The sequence below is a fragment of the Streptomyces aurantiacus genome (assembly GCF_001418335.1).
GTDB lineage: Bacteria > Actinomycetota > Actinomycetes > Streptomycetales > Streptomycetaceae > Streptomyces > Streptomyces aurantiacus.
In genome coordinates this window covers 1-1,970 of the sequence record NZ_LIPP01000178.1, presented here as the reverse complement: position 1 = coordinate 1,970, position 1,970 = coordinate 1, and the positions used below count along the sequence as shown (strand labels likewise).

The window sequence follows — 1,970 nt, the reverse complement described above, 5'->3', positions numbered from 1 at the left end:
GCGGCGGCGGTTCGGTGGACAAGAGAGTGCGGTCACACGCGGGTGGCCACCGTCGGTTTCTCCATGGGCGGCTCGGTGTGGCTCAGGGACGCGACTCTGCAGGGGGGTGGGCAAGAGGGCGGGCAACAAGAGGGCGGGCAAGAGGAGCACGAGGGGCGCACAGGGGCGCGTCTGGCCGCGGTGGTTTCGGTCAGCGCACCCGCCCGTTGGTACTACCGGGGTACGGCCCCTATGCGACGCCTGCACTGGCTGGTAACGCGGCCGGTGGGCCGCGCGGTCGGCCGCTACGGACTGCGCACCCGCATCCATCACCGCGAGTGGGACCCGGTTCCGTCCTCCCCGGTGGAGTCGGTCCCCCTGATCGCGCCCACTCCACTGCTGATCGTGCACGGCGACCGGGACGGCTACTTCCCGGTGGACCATCCACGCATGCTGGCCGCCGCGTCCGGCGGTCACGCGGAGCTGTGGCTGGAGCGGGGAATGGGTCACGCCGAGAACGCGGCGGACGACGAACTGCTGGCCCGCATCGGGGAATGGGCCGCCGCGCACGCGGGTTAGCCGGCTTGGCCTAGCCTGGCGGAGTCCGTCACCCGTTTACTTCCACTGTTGATCGAGGAACCAGATGGCAAAGGGCACGGTGCGTTACTGGGCCGCCGCCAAGGCTGCCGCGGGCGTCGCCGAGGAGCCGTACGAGGCGGAGACCCTCGGGCAGGCGCTCGACGCGGTACGCACGCGACACCCCGGGGAACTCGCCCGCGTCCTGCGGCGATGCTCGTTCCTCATCGACGGCGATCCCGTGGGGACCCGCGGACATGAGACGGTACGGCTGGCCGAGGGCGGCACGGTCGAGGTGCTCCCGCCGTTCGCAGGAGGGTGACGGGACCATGAGCAACCAGCCGTACGAGGGGAACCAGCCGTACGAGGGCCCGTACGAGGGCTACGACCCGTACCAGCAGCAACAGCAACAGCAGCAGTCGCCGGGCGGGTGGGCCGGGCAGCAGCCGTACGACGAGGCCGCCGCGCAGCAGCAGTACACCCAGCAGTGGGAGGGCCAGACCTGGGAGACCCAGGTCCAGCCACCGGTCGCGCCGGCCGCGGAGACGGCGTACCTGCCTCAGCAGGGACCGTCGGAGCCGTCGTACGGGGCGCCGCAGCAGTCGTACGGGGCTCAGTACGGCGTCGTGGGGCAGCCGATGCCCGCGGAGACAGCGGAGACGGGCTGGAGCCAGACACCGCAGCCGCAGCAGTTCCAGCCGCAAGGGCAAGGGCAAGGGCAAGGGCAGGGGCAGGTTCAGGGCCAGGGTGCCCATCGTGCTCCCGCTGCCGCCCCGGCCCCCGCACCCGCCTCCGGTGCAACCGACTCCGCGTACGGTCCTCCGACCGTCACCGGCAACACCAGGGTCACCGATGCCCAGCGGGCCCGTGCCGAGGGGCGTTCGCCGATCATCGAGCCCGGCGGTCAGCCGGCCGTACTGACGGCGGCCCTCGGGCTGCTGCTGGCCGGCGCGGCGGCGGTCGGGCAGTACGCGCTGGTTGTGCCGCTGGTGATCCTCCAGGCGGTGACCGCGGCGGGCTGGTTCCGGCTGAACGGGATGTGGCCCGCCCGGCAGGGCATCGCGCTCGCCTTCGCGGGTGCGCTCACCGCTGACGTGGCCCTGCTCGCGGCCGGGCGGGAGAACGCGCCCGCCGCGATCCTCGGCACGCTCGGCGTCTGGGTCCTGCTGACCCTGGTCGTTCAGCTGCGCAGCCGTGCCGAGCCCGACGAGCGGATGCTGGGCCTGATGGCCACGGTCGTCTCGGCGGCGCTGGCGATCATCGCCACGGGGCATCTGGGGGCCGACCCGGACGCGGTGATCGTGGGCGGGGTGGCGGTCGCGGCGACCGTTCTGGCGCGGGCGGTTCCGCTTCCGACGGCCGGGTCCGTGGTGGTCGCGCTGCTCGCGGCTGCCGGGGCGGGGGTTGCCATGGGC

Annotated in this window: 3 protein-coding genes; all 3 read left to right on the top strand. The window is 73.1% G+C overall.

Annotation, left to right across the window (positions count from 1 at the left end; translation table 11 throughout):
• On the top strand, nucleotides 1–558 hold a 558-nt coding region (locus AOK01_RS23340; protein ID WP_425424755.1), incomplete at its 5' end, for an alpha/beta hydrolase family protein.
• A 64-nt stretch (nucleotides 559–622) separates the two neighbouring features.
• Nucleotides 623–877 (top strand): MoaD/ThiS family protein, encoded by a 255-nt coding sequence (locus AOK01_RS23335; RefSeq protein ID WP_055514823.1) that lies wholly within the window; start codon nucleotides 623–625, stop codon nucleotides 875–877.
• Nucleotides 878–884: 7 nt separating this feature from the next.
• Nucleotides 885–1,970: hypothetical protein (locus AOK01_RS23330; RefSeq protein WP_055514821.1), on the top strand; the 1,086-nt coding region annotated here is incomplete at its 3' end.